General features: G+C 43.3%; 16 protein-coding genes. 9 read left to right on the top strand and 7 right to left on the bottom strand.

The features are described 5' to 3' along the window. Positions 1–30: 30 nt before the first annotated feature. Genes BacF7301_RS15190 through BacF7301_RS15180 form a run of 3 tightly spaced genes read right to left on the bottom strand, consistent with a single transcriptional unit; the run spans position 31 to position 5,771 of the window. On the bottom strand, positions 31–1,407 hold the full coding sequence (locus BacF7301_RS15190; protein WP_167964061.1) for an efflux transporter outer membrane subunit: 1,377 nt from the start codon (positions 1,405–1,407) through the stop codon (positions 31–33). Next, positions 1,407–4,511 (bottom strand): efflux RND transporter permease subunit, encoded by a 3,105-nt coding sequence (locus tag BacF7301_RS15185; RefSeq protein ID WP_167964059.1) that lies wholly within the window; start codon positions 4,509–4,511, stop codon positions 1,407–1,409. The genes BacF7301_RS15190 and BacF7301_RS15185 overlap by 1 nt, the downstream gene beginning before the upstream one ends. Positions 4,512–4,514: 3 nt before the next feature. Beyond that, positions 4,515–5,771 carry an efflux RND transporter periplasmic adaptor subunit gene (locus BacF7301_RS15180; protein ID WP_167964057.1) on the bottom strand — a complete coding sequence of 419 codons (1,257 nt, stop codon included), beginning with the start codon at positions 5,769–5,771 and terminating at the stop codon, positions 4,515–4,517. Positions 5,772–6,047: 276 nt separating this feature from the next. On the opposite strand from BacF7301_RS15180, the gene BacF7301_RS15175 reads away from it, so the two are divergent. Next, the gene (locus BacF7301_RS15175) at positions 6,048–8,264 is read left to right on the top strand and encodes a patatin-like phospholipase family protein (protein ID WP_167964055.1); all 2,217 of its coding nucleotides are present in this window, start codon (positions 6,048–6,050) and stop codon (positions 8,262–8,264) included. A gap of 363 nt (positions 8,265–8,627) precedes the next feature. Here BacF7301_RS15175 and BacF7301_RS15170 read toward each other — a convergent pair whose 3' ends face one another. From BacF7301_RS15170 to BacF7301_RS15155, 4 genes are all read right to left on the bottom strand, one after another. Then, entirely contained in the window at positions 8,628–10,082 is a 1,455-nt protein-coding gene (locus BacF7301_RS15170) for a carboxypeptidase regulatory-like domain-containing protein (protein ID WP_167964053.1), read from the bottom strand. A gap of 47 nt (positions 10,083–10,129) precedes the next feature. Continuing rightward, entirely contained in the window at positions 10,130–11,347 is a 1,218-nt protein-coding gene (locus tag BacF7301_RS15165) for a YjbH domain-containing protein (RefSeq protein WP_167964051.1), read from the bottom strand. A 6-nt stretch (positions 11,348–11,353) separates the two neighbouring features. After that, on the bottom strand, positions 11,354–12,103 hold the full coding sequence (locus tag BacF7301_RS15160) for a YjbH domain-containing protein (RefSeq protein WP_167964049.1): 750 nt from the start codon (positions 12,101–12,103) through the stop codon (positions 11,354–11,356). A gap of 404 nt (positions 12,104–12,507) precedes the next feature. After that, entirely contained in the window at positions 12,508–13,464 is a 957-nt protein-coding gene (locus BacF7301_RS15155) for a tyrosine-type DNA invertase cluster 3b (protein ID WP_167964047.1), read from the bottom strand. Positions 13,465–14,405: 941 nt separating this feature from the next. Here BacF7301_RS15155 and BacF7301_RS15150 point away from each other — a divergent pair. The 8 genes from BacF7301_RS15150 (at position 14,406) to BacF7301_RS15115 (ending at position 23,781) form a co-directional block, all read left to right on the top strand. Continuing rightward, entirely contained in the window at positions 14,406–14,675 is a 270-nt protein-coding gene (locus BacF7301_RS15150; RefSeq protein WP_073348315.1) for a hypothetical protein, read from the top strand. A gap of 7 nt (positions 14,676–14,682) precedes the next feature. After that, complete coding sequence (locus tag BacF7301_RS15145) at positions 14,683–15,237, top strand: 1-acyl-sn-glycerol-3-phosphate acyltransferase (protein ID WP_167964045.1); 555 nt, start codon at positions 14,683–14,685, stop codon at positions 15,235–15,237. Between the two features lie 25 nt (positions 15,238–15,262). After that, positions 15,263–16,039, top strand: coding sequence for an amidohydrolase (locus BacF7301_RS15140; protein WP_167964043.1), 777 nt, complete (start codon positions 15,263–15,265; stop codon positions 16,037–16,039). A gap of 148 nt (positions 16,040–16,187) precedes the next feature. Further along, positions 16,188–18,179, top strand: a complete 1,992-nt coding sequence (locus tag BacF7301_RS15135; protein ID WP_167964041.1) for a glucosamine-6-phosphate deaminase — start codon at positions 16,188–16,190, stop codon at positions 18,177–18,179. 126 nt (positions 18,180–18,305) lie between these two features. Then, positions 18,306–21,215 carry a golvesin C-terminal-like domain-containing protein gene (locus tag BacF7301_RS15130; protein ID WP_167964039.1) on the top strand — a complete coding sequence of 970 codons (2,910 nt, stop codon included), beginning with the start codon at positions 18,306–18,308 and terminating at the stop codon, positions 21,213–21,215. A 79-nt stretch (positions 21,216–21,294) separates the two neighbouring features. Continuing rightward, a complete protein-coding gene (locus BacF7301_RS15125; RefSeq protein ID WP_022139508.1) occupies positions 21,295–21,609 on the top strand; it encodes a DUF8442 family protein in 315 nt (104 codons plus the stop codon). A 2-nt stretch (positions 21,610–21,611) separates the two neighbouring features. Continuing rightward, positions 21,612–21,836, top strand: coding sequence for a sulfurtransferase TusA family protein (locus BacF7301_RS15120; RefSeq protein ID WP_167964037.1), 225 nt, complete (start codon positions 21,612–21,614; stop codon positions 21,834–21,836). Between the two features lie 85 nt (positions 21,837–21,921). Further along, positions 21,922–23,781, top strand: a complete 1,860-nt coding sequence (locus BacF7301_RS15115; protein WP_167967214.1) for a YgiQ family radical SAM protein — start codon at positions 21,922–21,924, stop codon at positions 23,779–23,781. Positions 23,782–23,784 lie beyond the last annotated feature (3 nt).

Raw genomic sequence — 23,784 nt, 5'->3', positions numbered from 1 at the left:
ATTATTCGGAACATTTGAAATACTATACTTCTAATCATTTTTCCAACCACCACCTAAAGCTTTATAAAGTTGCACGACAGTAATCAACTCGTCACGAATCGCATTGCTCAAACCAATCTGGGCATCGAAGTATCCACGCTGGGCATCCAGCACATCCAGATAATTGATAACGCCATTAATGTATTGAAGTTGCGCAAGATCCATGTAACTCTTCGCCGAACGTTCAAGGTTGGCTCGAAGCTCATATACCTCTTTTATCTTATTGAAATTTACAATTGCGTTGCGTGTTTCCTTAAAGGCTTGTAATACAGACTTCTCATAATTGTGTACTTCGGCTTCATAAGCCGCTTTCTTCGCTTTCAGTGCCGCACGATTCTTGCCCCAACCAAAGATAGGAGTCAACAGAGCTCCTTCCATAACGGCATAGGGAGATTTCAAGAGGCTGGACAGAGAAGTACTTTCCGTACCGAAACCACCGGTCAGTGCCAGGCGAGGGAACATATTCGTATAAGCCACTCCCACTTTCGCATTGGCGGCAATCAATTTCTGTTCTGCTTGGCGAACGTCGGGACGACGTTCCAACAAAGTGGACGGTAAGCCTACCGGCAGCATCTTCGGAGAATTGAACTCCTGAAGCAAACGGGAACGGGCTATCTTGTTAGGATACTCACCTGCAAGAAAAGCAATATCGTTTTCTTTCAGAGAGATTTTACGTTCCAAGTCCGGCACTAATGTTGCCGTACGCGCCAATTCCACTTGTGACTGACGGTAAGAAGTCTCTGAAGTCAATCCCCCGGCAAAACGGATACGCGCCAGGCGGACACCTTCTTCACGGGCTTTCAAAGTCTGTTTTACAATATCCAGTTCCGTATCCAAAGCCACCAGTTCATAATAAGCCTGTGCCACTTCCGCTACAATCGTCATCCTAAGTGCCCGTTGCGCTTCTATGGATTGCAGGTATTCGGCAACACTGGCGGAACGCGCCCAACGCAAGTTTCCCCAAAGGTCGAGTTCCCACGAAACCAGGAACTGGGCTTCGAACGTATCCGATCTCTTGAAAGCATCTCCCCCATGATTCTCCAGTTCACGTTCTGCGGTCACTTTCCCTTTAATGTCCGGTAGCAGTGCCGCGGTAGAGATTCGTTTCTGAGCAGCCATTTCCTGCACACGGGCGGCGGCTATCAGCATATCTTTATTATGATTCAATGCACGTTCTATCAAGCTTCGCAAAGTAGAATCCGTGTATATATCTTTCCAATCCTGGTCGCCGAAGCTGGCTGAATCCTGATGTTGCGCCAGACTATCGGGCAGATGAAGGTCGGGACGGACATAGCTTTTTCCTACCTTGCAGGAAGTCAAGACTCCTGCAAGCAATAAGACAGCAATATATAGTTTCTTTCGTTTCATTATTTCTTATGTCTTAAGATTTTCGACTTCGTCTTATATACCATCACAAAGAAGAACGGTACGAGAATGATACCGAATACAATGGCAAATATCATTCCGAAGAATACACCCGTACCAATTGCCTGCCGGCTTGCCGAACCGGGACCGCTTGCCAATACCATCGGAAGCATACCAAGAACGAACGCAAGGGATGTCATCAGAATCGGACGGAAACGCAACCGGGCTGCATAAATGGCCGACTGCACCAAATCTTCTCCCTTATCCACCTGTACCTTGGCAAACTCTACAATCAGAATCGCATTCTTGGCGGCAAGCCCTACCAACATTACCAATCCGATTTGGAAATAAATATCGTTTTCCAACCCGCAAATCCAAACTCCCAAATAGGCTCCCAAAGCGGCAACCGGCAAAGAAAGCAATACCGCGATAGGCACTGTCCAACTCTCATATTGTGCGGCAAGGAAAAGAAAAACAAACAGGAACACTAACGCCATCACCATACCTGTCTGACCGCCAGCCTGCTTTTCCTGATAAGAAAGTCCACTCCATTCCAAACCGATATTATCGGGAAGATGGTCACGGGCAATCTGCTCCATTATCTCCATAGCCTGTCCGGAACTGTATCCTTGCGCAGCTGCTCCGCGAATGACGGCTGCAGTAAACATATTAAAACGCTTGATACTGCCCGGTCCTGTGGTATAGGACGCGTTTCCTAAAGAAGTCAGCGGCACCATAGCTCCATTGGACGCCTTCACAAAAAATAAATTGATATTATCCTTATGTTCACGATAAGGAGCTTCCGCCTGGATATATACCTTATATATACGGTTGAACATATTAAAGTCATTCACGTACACCGAACCGGTATAGGCTTTCATTGTAGAAAACACATCGGCCAAAGGTACACCCAGCATCTTCACTTTGTCACGGTCTACATCAAAGTAGAGTTGCGGTATCTCCGATTGCAGGGAAGAGGACAAACCTGCCAGTTCCTTGCGCTTGGACGCGTAATACATCAATGTATCCGCCGCATCCACCAAATTATCAAAAGTTGCTTCGCCACGGGCTTCCAACTGCATTTCAAAACCACCCGAGCTACCCAATCCCGGTATTACCGGCGGAGTGGAAAGATAAACTTTACATTCCGGGTATTCCCTGAGGTGCTTTTCCACCGTATCCATTATCTTTTCAATACTGGTGTTCTTGCGTTCTTCCCAAGGCTTGAGAATAACCGTCAGTTCGGCACGTCCCTGGTTGCTTCCTACACGCGGGCTGCTTCCCGTCACATTCTGTATATATTCGATATATGGATTCTTTTCCAAGTAAGCAATGGCACGTTCTGTTACGATGCGCGTACGTTCCAAAGTAGCTCCCTCAGGCAATTCGAGTTCAATCTTGAAATATCCCTGGTCTTCTACCGGCAGAAAACTGGTCGGAATAAAACGGTGAATCAGCAAAATCGCAATCAATACCATTCCGAAAGCACTCAATACCCGACGTGGATGTTTGATAGTACGGGTTACGGCAGCTACATATTTATTGCTGCCAATGCCCAGCCATTCATTGATTTTCCTGAAAACAATATTTTTCTTTTTTCCACTATCCGGCTTTAATATCAGAGAACACATGACAGGACTAAGTGTCAACGCCACCACCGTAGAGATAAGCACGGACACCACAATCGTCACCGTAAACTGACGGTATAGCTGTCCCGTTATTCCACTCAGAAAACTAACCGGAACAAATACTGCCGCCAAAACCAGCGAAGTGGCAATCAATGCACTTGACAGCCCGGTCATTGCTTTCTTTGTGGCTTCGTAAGGGCTCAACTTTTCCGTTTCCATAATATGCTCCACGCCTTCCACTACCACAATCGCATCATCAACAACGATACCGATGGCAAGGATTAATCCGAGCAATGTCAGGATATTCAGTGAGAAACCGAAAATCAGCATAAACCCGAAAGTGCCAATTAATGAAATAGGTACTGCCACTACCGGAATCAGCGTTGCACGCCAACTCTGTAAGGACAGATAAACAACAAGCACCACCAATGCCAATGCTTCAAACAACGTCTTATATACTTCATGAATTGATTCGGAAATATAAGTCGTCATATCAAACGGAATCTCATAGCTTAATCCTTCGGGAAAGTTTTTGCTAATCTCATTCATCGCTTCTTTCACTCTCCCGGCAACTTCCATAGCATTGGCGCCCGGCAACATATAAATGCCAAGTATAGCGGCATTTTCACCGTTGATACCACTCTCCGTATTATAAGAAGAAGCTTCCAGTGATACACGCGCCACATCTTTCAATCGGATGATGGAACCGTTCGCATTGGCACGCACCACAATATCTTCAAACTGTCCGACTGTGGAAAGACGTCCCTGTGTCGTAATAGGAATCGTAATATCCAATCCCTGCACCGGTTGTTGTCCGAGCACACCTGCCGCCGATTCACGGTTCTGGTCTTTCAATGCATTCTGCAAATCCTGTACGGTCAGTCCGAAATTTGCCAGTTTATCGGGTTGTGCCCATATCTGCATCGCATAGTAACGGCTACCGATATTCGAGACACGCCCTACTCCCGGAATACGACGAATCACATCGAGCACGTTGATTGTAGCAAAGTTACTCAAATAAATTTCGTCGAACTTCGGGTCGGTAGAAGTCAGACAGAGAGTCATCAACTGACTGGGAGCCTGCTTTTCTACTGAAATACCATTCTGAATCACTTCCGCCGGCAAACGGGATTCCGCCAACTTCACACGGTTCTGAATCTCAACAGCCGCCAAATCCGGATCGGCAGAAACATCGAACGTAACCGTTGCCGAAAAACCACCGGAGTTGGAACTGGTCGATTCCATATAAAGCATCCCCGGCGTACCGTTAATTTCCTGCTCAATCGGGGTGGCTACCGCTTGTGACACGGTAAGCGCACTCGCGCCGGGGTAGGATGCGCTGATTTTCACCACCGGGGGCGTAATCTGCGGATATTGATCCACCGGAAGCATTGTCAGACCGATAATGCCAACAATTACAATCACGATGGAGATTACAGCCGAAAAGACCGGCCTGTCTATAAAAAAAGTAACTTTCATCGTCTATTCTCCTTTCGCGTTATCCTTCATTCCGGTAGTACTGTCTTCTACCCCAACTACTTCATTTTTTGTCGTTACTATACTATCTCCGGCTTCTACATCCGGCTGGCTTACCCGTACTTTCATCCCCGGAGTCAATTTATGGAAGCCTTCTACAACAACCATTTCTCCTTCTGCCAGTCCTCTTTCCACCACTACATTATTCCCTACTTCAGGTCCCAATTCGATAAAACGTTTTTCTGCCGTATTATCCTTACGCATAGTATAAATATAAGCTCCACCCTTTTCGATGGTAACCGCTTTCATAGGAACAACAAGCGCACCCTCACGGACATCCAACAGTAATTTCACTTTCGTAAACTGTCCGGGCAATAATACTTGTTTCGGATTAGGCATTTCCGCACGAACGGAGAAAGTACCGGTCTGCGGGTCGACCTGCGGCTCGGCAAAGTCTACATAACCTTTATATGGATAAACGGTGTTATCAGCCAATGTAATAGTAATATTCGGCTGCCAGGAACGGGTGGAATCCTGCTGTCCCAAATTAATGTTTCTTTCCTTACTCTTTAGATAATCAAGTGCCGTCATATTAAAGTCTACCAGCACCGTATCACTCTTCACAATGGTAGCAAGCAATGATTTTCCGCCGGGACCGACCAATGTACCCAAGTCCACATTTCTTTCACTGATATGTCCGGCCAGGGGCGAACGAACAATGGTATACCCCAATTCAAGTTCCGCCTGTGCCAAGTCTGCTTCACTCATCGCTACGGTTGCTTCCGCACTCTCATAGGCAGCTTCCGCATTATCCAAGTCCAACTGGCTCGCAGCGTTCTGTTCAAACAAAGGACGGATACGTTTCAAGTCACGGTCCGCTTTCAAAGCCTGCGCCTCGTCTTTTTTCAACTGGGCTCTGGCTTTATCTGCTTTGGCACGATACTGGTCCTGGTTAATCACAAATAAGACCTGGTTCTTATTTACATACGTACCTTCGGCAAAAAGCATATTCTCCAGATAGCCTTCCACACGGGCACGTACTTCGACGAACTGCTGGGCGCGGATACGTCCCACATATTCCCCATATATTTCTACATCGTCTTTCACTACCGGTTCAACAATGACTGTCGGCATCTCCGGCTCAGCCTTCTGAGGTCGGGTCAGTATCCAATACACGCCCAACACAACTACCACACAGATAATAGCAGCAATGGTTCTCTTTCTCCTCAGTTTCAACTCATGTTTCGAAAAGAATAATCTCATATCGAATCTTATTATTAAATTTAACTTATGTTTGTTCTATACTCCTTTTTATGCAATTCTCATGCCAAAACTCCTTATTCTACCTATTTACTGGCGTTCAGCCTTTTATATTCCGTCATACCGGATGTATAAATGTGGAATTTGCCGGGTGATGTGTAGAAATAATCCACAATTCCGACTTTTGGAACATTTTTTTTAATTCGCATTTCAACAACTAAACAAATTATGCCCTACATTTGTATTATAATAAAAACAACAACACTAGACCATGTCCTAATGAAAAAACAAATCTTTTCAACATTAGTTTTGTCAATCTGCATCTTATTGCCTTTTTCTTTGCATTCACAGGAGCAACGCAAAAAGGTGGGAGTAGTTTTGAGCGGTGGCGGCGCCAAAGGAATGGCGCACATCAAAGCATTGAAAGTGATTGAGGAAGCTGGAATCCCTATTGACTACATAGCCGGAACCAGTATGGGTGCTATCGTGGGCGGTCTTTACGCCATCGGCTACACGCCGGAACAACTGGACAGTATGGTACGGAAACAGAACTGGACATTCCTGCTCAGTGACCGTGTCAAACGAAGCACGATGTCATTGACCGACCGTGAACGTTCCGAGAAGTACGTCATCTCCGTACCTTTTACCAAAACTCCCAAAGACGCAGTTGCAGGGGGAATTATGAAAGGGCAGAATCTTGCGAATTTATTCTCGGACCTGACGATGGGGTATCATGATTCTATCGACTTCAATAAACTTCCCATTCCCTTTGCTTGTGTAGCGGCTGATATCGTAAACGGAGATCAGATTGTATTCCGGGACGGGATACTTTCTACCGCCATGCGTGCCAGTATGGCTATTCCCGGCGCATTCACCCCGGTACGGCAAGATAGCATGGTATTGGTGGACGGTGGCATTGTCAATAATTATCCGGCCGATGTAGTAAAGGCAATGGGAGCTGATATTATTATCGGGGTTGATGTGCAAAATGCTTTGAAAACAGCAGATAAACTAAATAGCGTTCCCGATATTCTAGGACAGATTGTAGATATTACCTGCCAGACGAACCATGAAAAGAATGTAGACCTCACAGATACTTACATCCGTGTGAATGTGGAAGGCTATTCTTCCGCCAGTTTCACTCCTGCCGCCATCGATAGCTTGATGCGAAGAGGTGAAGAAGCGGCAAGGGAACAATGGAATTCCCTGCTTGCCTTGAAAAAGAAAATAGGGATAACGGATGATTATAAACCCAAACAACATGGGCCCTACTCTTCTCTTTCTAATGTACGCACTGTCTATGTAACGGACATTTCCTTCACCGGTGTGGAAGTCGACGACAAGAAATGGTTGATGAAGAAGTGTAATTTGAAAGAAAACAGCGACATCTCCACCCAACAGATAGAACAAGCCTTGTTCCAGTTACGCGGAAGCCAGTCTTATTCCAGTGCCAGCTATACATTGACCGAGACTCCCGAAGGCTACCACCTTAACTTTCTGTTGCAGGCGAAATATGAAAAAAGAATCAATTTGGGGATTCGTTTCGATTCGGAAGAAATCGCGTCTCTACTGCTCAATGCAACGGCAGACCTCAAAACCCATATTCCGTCCCGCCTGTCCCTTACCGGACGATTGGGTAAACGGTATGCCGCCCGTATAGATTATACGCTCGAACCGATGCAACAGCGCAATTTTAACTTCTCGTACATGTTCCAATACAATGATATCAACATATACGAGGAAGGCGACCGTGCCTATAATACTACTTATAAGTATCATTTAGCCGAATTTGGTTTCTCCGACGTATGGTACAAGAATTTCCGCTTCGGGCTCGGACTCCGTTTCGAGTATTACAAATACAAGGATTTCCTGTTCAAGAAACCGGAATTTATTGGTTTGGACGTAGAATCCGAGCATTTTCTGAGTTACTTTGCGCAAGTGCAGTATAATACTTACGACAAGGGATATTTCCCCGCCAAGGGAAGTGACTTCAAAGCCGCCTACTCACTCTATACGGATAACATGGCACAATACAACGAACATGCCCCGTTTTCAGCATTGAGCGCTTCGTGGGCAAGTGTCATTCCCATCACCCGTCGTTTTTCCGTCATTCCTTCCATTTACGGACGTATCTTGATTGGAAAAGGATTTCCATATCCTTTACAAAATGCGATTGGTGGCGAAGTACCCGGTTTCTATATTCCACAGCAATTGCCATTTGCAGGAGTCAATAATCTGGAGTTGATGGACAACACTCTCATGATTGCGTCCGTAAAATTCAGACAGCGCATGGGTTCTATTCATTACCTCACCCTGACAGGGAATTATGGACTAACGGAAAGCAATTTCTTTGAGATTTTGAAAGGTAAACAATTATTCGGTATCAGCGCAGGCTATGGAATGGACAGCATCTTCGGACCGCTGGAAATATCATTGGGATATTCCAATCAGACGGATAAGGGGAGTTGCTTTGTGAATTTGGGATATTATTTCTAAAGTAACACTGCGTTGTCATTCAAGACAAAAGAGGAAACCGCTTCACAGCGACTTCCTCCTTCTATACTCTATATGAACATGCCCCAAAGGGTTTATTAGTGAAGGGGCATGTTCAAAAGGGTTTTATCTTAAAAATTAAATCTTAAAAACTTATCGTACCTAGATTAGTCCGACAGACAGTATCTAAAATTATATCAACGATCTTCACAGACAGTTGATATTTTGGGAAATATGCATCAAAATAAAATCTGATGCACGGGCCAAATTAGGAATGATGTACCTCTGTATACTTTCCTAATCAGCGTAAAGCAGGGATTCATTGCTACAAATGAATTTAGGGCCCTGCTTATCTCCAATTAGATTTTAAATACTACCTCCCTTACCTCCGCTATGTGTCGGATTATAAGTTACTGTTTTATATTGTTGGTCAGTACCTGTATAGCGTTTAGCGGAGATAGATATTGTTTTTGTCTGCCCGTTATATATAACTTTTGTCGTCAATGTAGTCGTACGGGTCTTAGCGTAACAAGTATAATTCATCTCGGTGTAACCATTTACATTTACTGTATTATATGTACGTTCAGTTGTAACAATTCCGGATGTTGAGCCCATTAATGAGTACATACGAGTTTTTAGGTAAGCAGCCATTGCGTTAACAGTTGCTTCCGGAGCGTCACTTCCTAATGCGTTCTTTATAATCTGGGCAATATCACCGACATAGTCCCAACCAGCCTTTTCTGTATATTTCAAGACGATGCCTGTCACGGCTTTTGCATTCTCGCTATTATCACGGCTTGCCTGTCCTAGAGCTTCATCTTTCTGAATTACTTCTTTTTCAATCTTACTATTCACGATATTTTCTATTGCATAGGCAGAGAAGTGTGTAACAGGAGCCTTATAATTGTTATTATCATCCAAAGAAACCTCTACTTTTTTATTATCTTCCTGTCTTTCTACTTCCCATTTTCCAGATTCTGGATTCAGATAAGTAAGTTGCATATAATCGTCAGGAAAAGCTATGCCCGGAATAGGATTAGGAATAGAAATAATAACAGGATTTTCTTTTTCAAACTGCAAGCCATCAGGTTTAAATTGCGCAGCAGCCAAAGGAATCCCCTTATCTACACTCTCTTCTTTAGCTGGTTCAACTTCGGTAACAACTTCTTGGGGAGCAGGAACAAATGTAGTTACACTAATTTCTACTTTGCCATCATCCACAATTCCACTTACAGTCTGGTTTTCTTCTTTAATGGCACCTTTGGGGATCTCCATTTCCACTTTTGCAAGAGGTATATCCTCAACAACGTTCTCCGGTTCAACCTTTCCAAAATCTTCTGTTTTTGTAGGAATAGCCTCATTCGACGCACTAGAATCTTCTATCTTAACTGGTTCGTCCATTTCGTCCAATTTCACTTCTGTTTTCTGGCTCTCTTCTGTCAAAGCGAAAGCCACTGTCAGCACACTACGATTTTCCGCATTATCAGCTATTGTCACAGAAGTTTTCTGAGAGAGATAACCGTTAGGAGCAACAGACACTTCATAAGTTCCCACGTTACTTTCCGTTACAGAGAACTTACCATCCGCATCCGTCGTGCAATTCTTATCACCGACTTTGACTGTCACCCCATTCTTTCCTACCCCTTTTGAAGTTACAGTACCCATGATGTAATACTCCACCACCGGTTTCGGAGTTTCAATTACTTCTCCTTCTTCCGGTTTGGGATCGTCATCATCGTCGTGACAAGCAATCGTACCAAAAGATAACATGCCAAAGGCTATCGCCAAGGCGCTTACATACAACCATTTTACACTTTTCATAATGTTTCAATTTTGTTTAAAATACAAGTTCATTTATCAATCATGTTTCATTTCTCACTCGTTCTAATCAAATAATAACGGATATAATCCGGCTGCCAAAAACGTGAATTCCCGGCAGACTTAGGTTCGGTATTATAGCTTTCACCCAACGAACGGTGGGCATATTCATTTCCACTACGCATATCGTACTGAAAAGCAAAATACTCGGGGAGCATCACCCGCAACGCATGACGCTTGCGTTTCTTTCCCGGCAATGGAATAGAGAAGTTAAAACCGGCATTCTTTGCTCCATCCGTATACATACCATATATACCTACAATATATTCACCGAAATAACGTGAAAGCGTTCCACATATTCCATAATCCCCATAAATAAAACGGGCTCCTTCCACTCTTAGCTGCGTATTCACTTCCGGCACATAATACCCTACACTAAGCCGTCCGTTAACTCTTTTCCACTTACTCATCTTCCAGTCGCTACCATAGAAATGCGAAGAGCCCGTAATTCCTCCTTCACCTTCCACCGTCCAACGACCATTCGATGAAAAATAGCCGACTCCCGCAGCAAGTCCCATGCGATCATCCGAAAAATTACCACCGGTAAGATGTCCTTTCCAATGGTCAGCCAGTCGGAAGTCCTGGCGTAAAGTCATGAATCCCAAACGAACACAATCCCACTTTCCGTCTTCATTATTCACAATAGGCAGGCAGACTTGCATCCGTAGTGAAGCTCCCTTCCACAATTGCATCTCCAGGGCGGGTTGTAAGTCAAGAGCTGCCTTATACAATTTATAAGTTACATTATTGACCAGCATCACACCGGGATATAACACCAAATCCACTTTGCCGAAAGTACTGTCTTCCCGTTTCGCACCTTTCAAGTGATGCATGGCAGTTCCGGTAGAGGTTGTCATTCCCATATCACGATACACTTCATCCAACGTACATTCACCGGACTGATACTTTTCAATCAGTTCTGCAGGAAGAGTTATGCATAATTGAGGGATTGCATTATCCAATATAACCAACTGCAAAGTCTGTACTTCCGGCATGACAATCAAATGACGTATGGCAATACCGATTCCATTATAAGCTCCTCTATATACAGAAGTCTCAAAAGCCGCAGTTATCGTGTCACTTTTCTCTACAACAGAGATATTCTCCATCTCCAGTTCCTTCAAAGCTCCGGTCACACGGACGGACTGCGCATGTAATGAAATCCCTCCACAGAGAAAAATACATATTATGCCAACTATTCTTTTCATCTTCATTTAATGTATTAATGTACATTCATACCGTAAACCGGCAGACACGCATGTAAATTCGCGGGTAAACACATTGACGGACAAATGTTTCCAAAAGCGCATAGTGGCACCGATGTTCCAACCATGCGTATCATATTCCGCCATGAATTTCAGTTCCCTGCAAAAAGAGGGAGTATAACGAATTCCTCCGAAAGGCCCTTCATTATATACAGGCTTGTCGCCTTGATGAAAATACCAACCTGCCGTAACCGCCAGTTGATGTCCCGAACGAAATCTGATTGTTTTAGTAAGTACACCGTAATAAGCTCCCCAATACGGAGTTGCTCCTTCAGTCAGAAGATCATCCGCGCCTACCACAACAGCCGGAATGTAACGGCTTTCCTTTATCGGGCGGATACGGATAGTATTGGAGCGGTCTTGATTGTGATAACCTGTTCTCCCCGTAGCAGTTGTCATTTTGAGTAATGTCATCCGATAAGTAAATTCTATAAAAGAGAACAAGGTCATATCCACGAAGTAATTCATAGTGGGAAAGCTGAAAACGGAAGGAGTTACCTGTTCGGGAAGAAAGTTTGCTCCTCCCATAAATGTACCGGTTTCCTGCATCTCGGCAGTGGGTATCATCAATTGTCCCGTTGTTCCCAAGGAATATTGTGCACGAGCCAAACTGGTCGTCAGAATGAAAATCAGAAGTAGAATAATGCCTTTTAATAAGATAAGAGGCTTATCTTTGAAAACCGCTTTAGTTTGTTCCATTGTTATTTGTATGTTGTTCCCCAATAGAGATTTACCAGATAACCGATTAATCTACTATTTTTACTATTCTATTTTCTGTTACTTCTTAGGTAACAGAATACACACAATCGAAACCAACCGGAATGAAAATAAAGAAAAACATCGACAAATGTAGAGGAAAAGGTTTTCAGACCTTAGTGAAGGCAGAGATTCTTTTAAATTTAAAGCTAAGGAATGGCAGGGCATGAAGATTAGTTTATTTCATGTTCATATATTTTTTTGCCCTATGTTTCAGATAAAACGAAAAAAAATGGAAGAATATTTGTTTGCTATTTCTTTTTTTATCTATCTTTGCGCCAGATTAATTTCTGTTACCTAAGAAGTAACAGACATATTTTATCATTGGTTACTAACACTTTACATTTTTACCATCTACCTACATAGCAATTTTTGACGTAAGATAAATTCATTTTGTTTATTTCTGTACGTTCTTGCAAATTGAAGCCTTTCAGATAGATTTGTGTTGTTTTTATAGATTTATGACCTAACGATTCACTTATCATTTCAATAGGCACTCCGCGATATTTGGCAGTTGTTGCCCAAGAGTGACGAAATGTATAAGAGGACACGGGAGAGTTCAGATGAAGCGCCCTTGCCAAATCCTTCAAGCGGTTATTAAACTTTCGAAGTGCAGACTGATATTCCCGATAGGTCCTTTCATCTTTCCGTTTCTTGTCGCCGGACAGAATATCAAATAGATAATCGGGACAGCCGGAAAGCGCCACATGATTATTTCGAAGTTGATTAATCATCTCTTTCGCAGTATCGAGCACTTCCACACTCATAGGAGTTTTGGTCTTGATACGATTATACCGTAGCACATTCCTGTCTAAAGAAGATTTTTCCAAATGAGCCAAATCAGCAAATGACATTCCACAAAACTGAAACATCAAAGCAGCGACAACTTGTGTATGCCGTAAACGTTCTGATTTGGGATCCTCATACAAAAGCCTGTGTAGCTCGGCAACGGGTAAGGCTTTCTTTTGCCGAATATCTACTCCAGTATAGACTTCACGAAACAACCGGTGCACATAAGGCGCACTTCCCGATTCCACACCCTTATTATAAATGCTGCGAAGCATGCGCATATACGTAGAAACCGTATTAGGCTTCAAGCCACATTCATAAAGATACTGCCCGTAGCAACGTAAACGCTCCCGGGTTATTTGGCTGAACGATACATTCAGTGTACCGCAAAACGTAGTGAACGATAACAGTGCATTCTTGTAGACATGCGCCGTAGAATAGCGTCCTTCTTTCTTTAAACACTCGATGTACATCTCCGCACATCGTCTAAATCCATTTTTGCTCATCTTTTGCATCTCAAATTATTTTATATTATACATTATAAGAGAAAGAACAAAAATAAGCCACTTTATGATTTTAACGGCTATAAAAATAAAAAAGTAAAAGAATTCTCAGTACTACAGCGATAAATACCTTGTACTTGTCTTTCGCAACTCTCCTATATCATTTGGCTAAATGCAGTACTTGTCACCAACAAGTCTCCTATATGTTTTTTCCTATTCAAGTACCTGTTTTTACCCCTCCGAATATATAATACAAAAGTCGCTTTCAGGTCTGGTTTGAGCGTTGAAACGACTTAATAGAAGGCGATTCGGCTGAAAGCACACCCTGAAAGGGAGTCATTTCGCCTTCAGCCATCTTTTTTGTAGGCACGTACTCACTCATGTGCCGGCAAAGCTTTGCTAACACGTAGGCAGAACTTTACTAAGCAGCCGGCAAAAGGCTGCCCACACGTGGACTGGCATTCGCTAATGCCCGGGCGTAATATAGCCGAAGAGTGTATATGGAAACAAAAAGAAAACAGAGGCTCTATTTGTGTAAAACAGAGGCTCTGTTTCAGTCGAACAGACCCTCTGTTTGGAGTAAACAAAGGCTCTAAAAAACAGGCTGAAAGCTATCCTTTTCATTTTAAAGGCGGTTTCAGCCAAATCGTTCGATGAAATGGAGCATTTTGAAAGAAACTGAAGGCTGAAAGCGGTTTCATGAACTTATTATTAGTCCGTATAATATAGCCCATCAATAGAGTTAATCTAAATTAGATTTATATATTAAAGCAGTTATGTATTAGAATTAAAAAAGGGTTGTCCTTCACCCGCTATCTCCTATCAAATTAGGGATACAGCAAGAAGATGCAGGCTTGAATAATGTTTTTTTCGATTATTTATTCGCCTGAATCAAAGAAAGTGCCTATCTTTACCGCAAGTATTTTTATTATTCACCATTAAATATAAAGATTATGGCAAGTAGAAGAGAACTCAAAAAGAACGTAAACTATATCGCAGGAGAATTATTCACCGAGTGTTTAATCAACACCATGTTTATCCCTGGAACTGACAAGGCTAAAGCTGATGAGTTGATGGCTGAAGTACTGAAGATGCAGGATGAATTTGTAACCCGTATCAGCCATACGGAACCGGGCAATGTGAAAGGTTTTTATAAGAAATTCCGTGCAGACTTTAATGCAAAGGTAAACGAGATTATTGAAGCTATAGGAAAATTGAACTAAAAAAAGAATGAAGAAAGCAATTTATAGCTTTATCTATTACCGCCTGTTAGGGTGGAAGACAAACGTTACGGTACCTAATTATGATAAATGCGTGATATGTGCCGCTCCACACACAACGAACTTTGACTTATTTATTGGAAAACTGTTTTACGGCTCTTTAGGCCGCAAGACAAGTTTCATGATGAAAAAAGAATGGTTTTTCTTTCCGCTCGGATTGTTTTTCAGAGCAGTGGGCGGGATTCCTGTAGATCGTAGCCGGAAGACTTCGTTAGTCGACCAGATGGTCCGCCATTTTGCCGAGTGCAAAAAGTTCCACCTGGCTATCACTCCCGAAGGAACCCGCAAAGCGAATCCAAATTGGAAGAAAGGTTTTTATTTTATCGCCCAGAAGGCTCAGGTCCCTATTGTTCTAATCGGTATTGATTACAGCAAAAAGACAATCTCGGCAACAAAAGCTATCATGCCGTCGGGAGATATCAGCAAGGATATGAGAGAAATCAAACTTTATTTCAAGGATTTCAAAGGAAAACATCCTGAGAATTTTGCTCTTGGCGAACTTTAAATATTAAGTATAGAGGTATTCAATTATGGAGTCTATCCGTATTTCCATAGTACAAACCGATATCGTTTGGGAAAATAAACAAGAAAATCTCCGTTTGCTCCACGAAAAGCTGCAAAGCCTCCGTGGAACAACGGAGATTGTTGTTTTACCGGAGATGTTCTCTACCGGATTCAGTATGCAGAGCAAAATGTTGGCAGAATCAAGCTCCGGCGAGACAATCACAGTTCTCAAGCAATGGGCTTCACGATTTCAACTGGCTATCTGCGGAAGTTATATAGCGGCAGAAAACGGACAGTTTTATAACCGCGCCTTCTTTCTGACTCCCGAAGGAGAAGAATTCTATTATGACAAACGACATCTGTTCCGCATGGGACGGGAAGCAGAGCATTTTTCAGCCGGTGACAAACGGCTTATTATCCCCTACCACGGATGGAATATCTGCCTGCTCGTCTGCTATGACCTTCGTTTCCCGGTATGGAGCCGGAATGTAAACAACGAATATGACCTATTAATATATGTAGCAAACTGGCCCATTCCCCGCCGCCTGGCATGGGATACCCTGCTGCGTGCGCGTGCGCTCGAGAATCAATGCTATGTATGCGGTGTGAACAGAACAGGAACCGACGGATATCACTTGGAATATAACGGCGGCAGCAAAGTTTACTCGGCTTATGGCGAAGAAGTAGCTTCTCTGCCCGACGGACAAGAGGGAATAGCTACGACAACGCTCAATCTGGCTTCTCTCAACCAATTCAGAGAAAAGTTTCCGGTATGGAAAGATGCCGACGAATTTCATCTATAGGATACGCTACAAAACAAATGTTAAAAACGGATTGAAACGACAACAATACCTAGAAGTAGGTAGTTAATAATATAGACTTCTTTTGTATCTTTGTCGTGAAAATACAGTCGTAAGGACGCTAATCTTACATAACTTAATTAACAACTTTATGAAAACAAATCTTAGTTCTCAAATCAGTCTCCACCGGGTCTCCCCCAGATACTACAGACCGGAGAATGCATTTGAAAAATCAGTCTTGACAAGACTCGAAAAAATCCCTACGGACATCTATGAATCCGTAGAAGAAGGCGCTAACTACATTGCTCGCGAAATAGCACAAACCATCCGCGAAAAACAAAAAGCAGGACGTTTCTGCGTATTGGCACTGCCTGGCGGCGATTCACCCAGACATGTATATACGGAACTTATCCGCATGCACAAGGAAGAAGGACTCAGCTTCCGCAACGTGATCGTATTTAACATGTACGAATATTATCCGTTGTCTCCCGATGCTGTCAACAGCAACTTCAATGCTTTGAAAAGCATGTTGCTGGATCATATTGACATCGACAAGCAGAATATATTCACTCCGGACGGAAGCATTGCCAAAGATACTATCTTTGAATATTGCCGTCTGTACGAACAACGTATCGAAAGCTTTGGCGGTATCGATATTGCTTTGCTGGGTATCGGTCGTGTAGGTAATATCGCATTCAACGAACCGGGTTCACGCCTGAACTCTACCACTCGTTTGATTTTGCTGGATAATGCATCACGCAATGAAGCAGCCAAGATTTTCGGAACGATGGACAATACTCCGATCAGCTCTATCACGATGGGTGTAGCTACCATTCTCGGTGCAAAGAAGGTTTATCTACTTGCATGGGGTGAAAATAAGGCAGCCATGATTAAAGAATGTGTGGAAGGTGCCATCACTGACACAATTCCTGCATCTTATCTGCAAACTCACAACAACGCGCATGTAGCTCTCGACCTTTCGGCAGCTATGAACCTGACACGTATCCAACGTCCGTGGTTGGTAACTTCCTGCGAATGGAATGACAAACTGATCCGCAGCGCCATCGTCTGGTTATGTCAGTTGACAGGCAAGCCTATCTTGAAATTGACAAATAAGGACTATAACGAAAACGGTTTGAGTGAGCTGTTGGCACTTTTCGGTTCTGCATACAATGTAAATATCAAGATTTTCAATGATTTGCAGCATACCATCACCGGATGGCCGGGTGGCAAACCGAATGCCGATGATACTTACCGTCCCGAACGCGCCAAACCGTTCCCGAAACGTGTGATAATCTTCTCTCCGCACCCGGATGATGACGTTATCTCCATGGGTGGAACACTCCGCCGTCTGGTAGAGCAAAAACACGAAGTACATGTAGCTTACGAAACTTCCGGCAATATCGCCGTAGGTGATGAAGAAGTGGTGCGTTTCATGCATTTCATCAACGGATTCAATCAGATTTTCAATAATAGCGAGGATCAGATTATCAATGAGAAGTATACGGAGATACGTAACTTCTTGAAAAATAAGAAAGACGGCGATATGGACAGCCGTGACATTCTGACTATCAAAGGTCTGATTCGTCGTGGTGAAGCCCGTACAGCTTCTTCTTATAATAATATTCCGTTGGATCGCGTACACTTCCTTGACCTGCCATTCTACGAAACAGGTAAGATTCAGAAAAATCCTATCAGCGAAGCAGATGTGGAAATCGTACGTAACTTGCTCCGTGAAGTGAAGCCTCATCAGATATTCGTAGCCGGTGACTTGGCTGACCCGCATGGAACACACCGTGTATGTACAGATGCCGTATTTGCAGCTGTCGACCTCGAGAAAGAAGAGGGTGCAAAATGGTTGAAAGACTGTCGTATCTGGATGTATCGTGGTGCGTGGGCTGAATGGGAAATTGAAAACATCGAAATGGCAGTGCCTATCAGTCCGGAAGAACTTCGTGCAAAACGCAACTCTATCCTGAAACATCAGTCTCAGATGGAAAGCGCTCCATTCCTGGGTAACGACGAACGTTTGTTCTGGCAACGCAGTGAAGACCGTAACCGTGGTACAGCTACTTTGTACGACCAGTTAGGACTGGCTTCTTACGAAGCAATGGAAGCATTCGTGGAGTATATTCCACTATAAGGAAAAACATTCTTAATTAAGAGAATATAAAACAATGAAAGAAGAGTGGGAAGTTTGGATACTTCTCACTCTTTTTTGTTTATTTTTGCGGGCAATCTGTGATAAATGACCTAAAAGAATTGAATGATGAAAAAAATAATAGTGTTTTTTCTATGCCTTACACTCGGCGCAAATTTCCTTTTTGCGCAGGATATTGAAAGGAATGTAAAAGAACGGTTAACGGATTATTTCAGCAAATATACCGCAACAGCTAAAATCAGCACACCAAAGCTGAACAGTATCGACATTAATTATGACCGCAAGACAATTGCTGTCTATGCTTCGGAGAGCTTCGCCTATCAGCCTTTCCGGCCGGAAACCGTAGAGGCGATTTATAACCAGGTGAAAGAATTGCTCCCGGGCCCCGTCCACTATTACCAATTGACGATTTATGCGGATGGAAAGCCTATCGAAGAACTAGTTCCTAATTTCTACCGGAACAAGAAAAAGGATAAGGAACGAATGTCCCTGAACGTTGATTATAAAGGAGCCCCCTGGGTGAAAAACATCTCACGTCCTAATGATATTTCACGCGGATTACAAGACCGTCACATCGCAATCTGGCAAAGCCATGGCAACTATTTCAAGAATGACAAGAACGAATGGGGATGGCAACGTCCCCGCTTGTTCTGCACTACAGAAGATTTGTTTACTCAATCTTTCGTTCTGCCCTATGTGATTCCCATGCTGGAGAATGCAGGCGCTATCGTTTATACTCCCCGTGAACGGGATACACAAAAGAATGAAATCATAGTGGATAACGATACGCCCAACGCTTCCCTTTATCTGGAAGTAGGAAGTAAAAAAGCGAAGTGGGCAATGGCTCCTGTAAAAGGATTCGCCCAAAAGAAAAAGATTTATAGGGATGGGGAAAATCCTTTTGCCGACGGTACTTGCCGTTTCATCCCCACCGAAAGAAAGAAAAAAAAGAATAAAGATCAGGCATTTGCCGAATGGGTACCTACCCTGCCGGCAACAGGTGAATATGCCGTTTATGTTTCTTATCAGACATTGCCTAATAGTGTAAGTGACGCCAAGTATCTCGTTTTTCACAATGGCGGAGTTACCGAATTTAAGGTAAATCAAAAAATAGGTGCCGGTACATGGGTGTATCTCGGTACATTTGAATTTGATAAAGGAAACAATGACTATGGAATGGTCATACTAAGTAATGAGAGCAGTGAGCACGGCGTAGTATGTGCCGATGCGGTACGTTTCGGCGGGGGAATGGGAAATATTTCCCGGGGTGGAAAGATCAGCGGACTGCCACGTTATCTGGAAGGAGCACGTTATTCTGCCCAATGGGCAGGAATGCCATACGATGTATATGCCGGACGCAAAGGTGAAAATGATTATGTGGATGACATTAATACACGTTCCAACACTGTCAATTACTTATCCGGAGGTTCCGTATATAATCCGGACCAACCGGGGCTACGTGTACCATTGGAAATGACAATGGCACTGCACAGCGATGCAGGATGCAGTAAAACGGATGGCCTGATCGGTTCACTCGGCATTTATACCACCGATTTCAATAATGGCAAACTGAACACAGGAACAGACCGGTATGCATCTCGTGACTTAACGGATATTCTGCTGTCACAGATTCAGAAAGACATTCATTCGAGTTATAACCTGCCTTGGACACGCCGGAGTATGTGGAACCGGAATTATAGCGAGACGAGACTTCCCGCCACTCCTTCTACGATTATCGAATTGCTTTCTCATCAAAACTTTGCAGATATGCAGTTAGGGCATGACCCGAATTTCAAGTTTACCGTAGGACGTGCCATCTATAAAGGTATTTTGCAGTTTATCACTAGCCAACATGATAAAGAATATGTGGTACAACCACTGCCTGTAAGCAATTTCGCCGTTCGTTTCGGTAAAAAGAAGAATACGTTGGAACTTTCATGGAAAGGGGAAGATGATCCGCAAGAACCTACTGCCCGCCCACGAGAATACATTGTATATACACGCATCGGTTATGGCGGCTTTGATAATGGAACATTGGTCAGCAAGTCCTCATACACCATCAAGATAGAACCGGGACTTGTCTATTCATTTAAAGTAACTGCCGTAAACAGGGGTGGAGAAAGTTTCCCTTCCGAAATTCTTTCTGCATATAAGGCGAAACGGGAACGGGAAAAAGTATTAATCATCAATGGGTTTGACAGAATCAGCGGTCCGGCTATTATTAATACTTCTGATAAAGCGGGATTTGACTTGGAGCAAGATCCCGGGGTTCCATATCTGTCGAATATTTCATTCAGCGGCGCACAGGAAGGTTTCGACCGCTCGCAGGCAGGTAAAGAAGGAAAAGGAAGCCTGGGACATAGCGGAAGCGAATTAGAGGGAATGAAAATTGCGGGAAATACGTTTGACTATCCTTTTATTCATGGAAAGGCTATCCAAGCAGCCGGAAAATATAGTTTCGTGTCATGCAGTGATGAAGCGATAGAGAACGGACTGGTATCACTGGAAGACTATCCGATTGTGGATTATATTCTGGGGCTGGAAAAGGAAGATCCTGTAAACAAAGCATATTATAAGACATTTTCTTCGGCCATGCAACGGATTATCACCAGCTATTGCCAGTCGGGCGGTAACTTATTCGTCAGCGGAGCGTATGTGGGAAGCGATATGAGCGGCACACAGGGAAATCGGGAGTTTACGGAGAAGATATTGAAATACGGTTATCAGAGCACTCTGACGGACAAGACTTCGAATCGGATCAATGGATTGGGACGCACGATTACGATTCCGCGTGTCCCCAATGAAGATAGTTACGCTGTCCCGGCACCGGATTGCATCGTCCCGGTAGATACTGCTTTTCCGGTATTCACGTATGCTCCCGGCAACCAGAGTGCAGGTATCGCTTATAAAGGGAACTACCGCACTTTCGTATTGGGCTTTCCTTTTGAAAGTATCCAGTCGGAAGCTGACCGGGCAACGATTATGGCAGGCATATTGGAATTCTTTATTCAGAAATAAAAAATATCCCATTTTTTAATATGTTTCTCATTTTATATTCTATCTTTGCTACTGTAATAACCCTTAAAACTAAAAAACAATGTATACTATACAAGCAAATCCCAGCGGTACACGCAGCATAGAAGTATCTAACGAAAACTTGAGAACCATTGAAAAATATGCTCTGTTCCGCCACCTCATTGACAGCACCGGTATTGTAGATGAAAGCGTACTGGACAAGTTGAAACTAAACATCCGTTCTCTCATCGCCAGCCAGGAAGAGGACAGCAAAGACTTGCTGGATCTCTGCATCGACGTGATTTATCACAATAATATGAAAGCATTCGGCTTACAGCAGCTTATCAAGCTCTATCTCACCTGGCTTTCCAGTCCGGAAACGGAAGAAGAGGAATAACGATGATTACGGTAGATACTCGCGGAACGACAGCTTACAGCCCGCTGATTCCTGCAATAAAAGCTATATGTGGTGCTTCTCCCGGTGAGACGATAGAGATTATCATGGACCATGCCGACGCATTTCAGGATTTGAAAGAGTATCTTTCTGAGCAAGGTATCGGTTTTCGTGAAATCTATGACGGAGAACAAATGACATTAGAGTTCACAATCAATGAGAAGTTTTGAAAAAACATCCTAATGATTGAAGTTAAACATCCCAATGAATAAAAAAATCATTGGGATGTTTTTTTATTATCCGTATCTTTGCGGCATGAAAGAATATCGTTTGACTGATTGGTTACCCACTACTAAGAAAGAAGTGGAACTTCGCGGATGGAATGAATTGGATGTTATTCTCTTCAGCGCGGACGCTTATGTGGATCATCCTTCTTTTGGCGCTGCTGTTATAGGGCGTATTCTCGAAGCGGAAGGTTTGAAAATAGCCATCGTACCTCAACCTAACTGGCGTGATGACTTGCGTGATTTCAAGAAACTGGGACGTCCCCGTCTGTTTTTCGGTATCTCCGGCGGATGCATGGACTCGATGGTAAACAAATATACAGCCAACAAACGACTGCGTAGTGAGGATGCTTATACCCCGGACGGTCGCCCGGATATGCGTCCGGACTACCCTTCTACCGTTTACAGTCAAATTCTGAAAAGACTTTATCCCGATGTTCCCGTTATCTTGGGCGGTATTGAAGCCAGTTTGAGACGATTAAGTCATTACGATTATTGGCAGGACAAAGTACAAAAGAGTATATTATGTGAAAGCGGTGCGGATTTACTTATTTACGGAATGGGAGAAAAACCGATTGCGGAGTTAATCCGAAAGATGAAAAGCCTGCTTACCGATGAAGAGACTTTATTGACAAACAGTAAATTCAAAACAATCATCGGAACGATTCCACAAACAGCCTACCTTTGCCGTGAGACAGAGTGGACTTCTGCCGAAGATGATCTTCAACTCCATTCACATGAAGAATGTCTGGCGGATAAGAAAAAACAAGCAAGCAATTTTCGGCATATTGAAGAAGAATCTAATAAATATTCGGCTTCACGTATCACACAAGCTGTCGGAAATAAGATTGTTGTGGTAAATCCGCCTTATCCACCTATGAGTCAAAAGGACTTGGATCGTTCTTTCGATTTGCCATATACCCGTATGCCGCATCCTAAATATAAAGGCAAACGGATTCCGGCTTATGATATGATTAAATTTTCCATTAATATCCATCGGGGATGCTTCGGTGGCTGTGCTTTCTGTACTATTTCCGCGCATCAGGGAAAGTTTATCGTTAGTCGTAGCAAAGAATCTATTCTGAAAGAAGTAAAAGAGGTTATTCAGTTACCGGACTTCAAAGGATATTTAAGTGATTTGGGTGGCCCTTCTGCCAATATGTATCAGATGAAAGGGAAAGATGAATCTATCTGCAAGAAGTGCAAACGCCCGTCATGTATTCACCCGAAAGTTTGTCCGAATCTAAACTCCGACCATCGCCCGTTACTGGATATTTATCATGCGGTAGATGCCTTGCCCGGCATTAAGAAATCCTTTATCGGCAGCGGAGTACGCTACGACTTATTACTTCATCAAAGTAAAGACCCTGAAACGAATCGCAGTACTGCTGAATATACTCGTGAGCTGATTATCAACCATGTTAGTGGGCGTCTGAAAGTGGCTCCCGAACATACCAGTGACCGTGTATTATCCATTATGCGCAAACCATCTTTCGAACAGTTTACAACATTCAAGAAAATATTCGACCGTATTAACAGAGAGGAAAATCTACGTCAGCAACTGATTCCTTACTTCATTTCTTCGCATCCGGGTTGTAAGGAAGAAGATATGGCAGAACTTGCCGTTATCACCAAACAACTGGACTTTCATTTGGAACAAGTGCAGGACTTCACTCCTACTCCGATGACAGTTGCTACTGAAGCATGGTATACCGGATTTCATCCATACACGTTAGAACCGACATTCAGTGCTAAAACTCAACGGGAGAAACTTTCTCAACGTCAGTTCTTCTTTTGGTATAAACCGGAAGAACGGAAGAACATCATTAATGAGTTGAGACGTATCGGACGTTCTGACTTGATAGACAAGTTATACGGTAAGAAAAAATAAATT

This window comes from Bacteroides faecium (assembly GCF_012113595.1).
GTDB lineage: Bacteria > Bacteroidota > Bacteroidia > Bacteroidales > Bacteroidaceae > Bacteroides > Bacteroides faecium.
This window is presented reverse-complemented; position numbering and strand designations above follow the sequence as displayed.

Coding starts and splice junctions, on each gene's coding strand:
- BacF7301_RS15190 (WP_167964061.1), bottom strand. CDS start 1,407: ATGAAACGAAAGAAACTATATATTGCTGTCTTATTGCTTGCAGGAGTC.
- BacF7301_RS15185 (WP_167964059.1), bottom strand. CDS start 4,511: ATGAAAGTTACTTTTTTTATAGACAGGCCGGTCTTTTCGGCTGTAATC.
- BacF7301_RS15175 (WP_167964055.1), top strand. CDS start 6,048: ATGAAAAAACAAATCTTTTCAACATTAGTTTTGTCAATCTGCATCTTA.
- BacF7301_RS15135 (WP_167964041.1), top strand. CDS start 16,188: ATGAAAACAAATCTTAGTTCTCAAATCAGTCTCCACCGGGTCTCCCCC.
- BacF7301_RS15130 (WP_167964039.1), top strand. CDS start 18,306: ATGAAAAAAATAATAGTGTTTTTTCTATGCCTTACACTCGGCGCAAAT.
- BacF7301_RS15155 (WP_167964047.1), bottom strand. CDS start 13,464: ATGCAAAAGATGAGCAAAAATGGATTTAGACGATGTGCGGAGATGTAC.
- BacF7301_RS15145 (WP_167964045.1), top strand. CDS start 14,683: ATGAAGAAAGCAATTTATAGCTTTATCTATTACCGCCTGTTAGGGTGG.
- BacF7301_RS15120 (WP_167964037.1), top strand. CDS start 21,612: ATGATTACGGTAGATACTCGCGGAACGACAGCTTACAGCCCGCTGATT.
- BacF7301_RS15150 (WP_073348315.1), top strand. CDS start 14,406: ATGGCAAGTAGAAGAGAACTCAAAAAGAACGTAAACTATATCGCAGGA.
- BacF7301_RS15140 (WP_167964043.1), top strand. CDS start 15,263: ATGGAGTCTATCCGTATTTCCATAGTACAAACCGATATCGTTTGGGAA.
- BacF7301_RS15165 (WP_167964051.1), bottom strand. CDS start 11,347: ATGAAAAGAATAGTTGGCATAATATGTATTTTTCTCTGTGGAGGGATT.
- BacF7301_RS15125 (WP_022139508.1), top strand. CDS start 21,295: ATGTATACTATACAAGCAAATCCCAGCGGTACACGCAGCATAGAAGTA.
- BacF7301_RS15170 (WP_167964053.1), bottom strand. CDS start 10,082: ATGAAAAGTGTAAAATGGTTGTATGTAAGCGCCTTGGCGATAGCCTTT.
- BacF7301_RS15160 (WP_167964049.1), bottom strand. CDS start 12,103: ATGGAACAAACTAAAGCGGTTTTCAAAGATAAGCCTCTTATCTTATTA.
- BacF7301_RS15115 (WP_167967214.1), top strand. CDS start 21,922: ATGAAAGAATATCGTTTGACTGATTGGTTACCCACTACTAAGAAAGAA.
- BacF7301_RS15180 (WP_167964057.1), bottom strand. CDS start 5,771: ATGAGATTATTCTTTTCGAAACATGAGTTGAAACTGAGGAGAAAGAGA.